Here is a 718-nt window from a genome sequence, read left to right on the forward strand (position 1 = left end):
GGCTAATTTATACCAAACACTTTCTCAATTAGGAATTTATCGAGTATAGAATGATCTTTAGCTTCTAAAGCTGCAAGGAAATCGGTATCGGAAAGTGCTTTAATTAATAGTTCTCTTGCAACTTGGTCACAATGGTTACTAACTTCTTCGATAGACTGTAACTGATTTTTTGATAACACATCACCGTGGACAACTTTAGACCGAACGGCATAAGCTTTCTTAGTTTGTTTAAAGTGCTCATATCTATCTTCAGGTTGGTTTCGGAGTAAAAATGCGGCTCTTTCAGCTAATTGATGTGTTAGCTCTGCACTATTGGTACTCATTAAAGCTTCGAAATAAGAACAATAGTTGGCAATTTTGACTCCTATATCACTAGATGATCTCGCTTGCTGTAAAAAAGATGTTGCCACATTTAATCTATTCATCTGCTTTTGACAAAAAGAACCATGCCACCCATTTTTATAAAAAATAAAATAGCCTTTTTCAGCATTCATTACAGTAGTCTTTTATAGTTATTCAAACACATTTATTGAACTTTTTTCCAATAAATGCGGCTTTAGATTGTGAAATATGAGGAATATGACCGTTTTAAACCAGTAGAAGAAGCTTGATATCAATCAAGCAGAAAATGACTTACAGGTAGTTGAAAAATTGAGCTTTAAGCACACAACCAGCGTTGGCAGTTTGCTGCGCCGTGGCGTCGCTTTCGGTCTAAATG

At 35.5% G+C, this 718-nt stretch carries 1 protein-coding gene; it reads right to left on the bottom strand.

Annotated elements, in window-relative coordinates; genetic code table 11:
• Window positions 1-2: 2 nt before the first annotated feature.
• Complete coding sequence (locus tag CXF72_RS00460) at window positions 3-494, bottom strand: HEPN domain-containing protein (RefSeq protein WP_101036068.1); 492 nt, start codon at window positions 492-494, stop codon at window positions 3-5.
• Between the last annotated feature and the right edge of the window lie 224 nt (window positions 495-718).

The sequence above is a fragment of the Psychromonas sp. MB-3u-54 genome (genome assembly GCF_002836415.1).
Taxonomy (GTDB): domain Bacteria; phylum Pseudomonadota; class Gammaproteobacteria; order Enterobacterales; family Psychromonadaceae; genus Psychromonas.

What these genes read in the sequence shown, in the direction of transcription:
- CXF72_RS00460 (WP_101036068.1), bottom strand. Translation starts at nt 494, where the DNA reads ATGAATGCTGAAAAAGGCTATTTTATTTTTTATAAAAATGGGTGGCAT.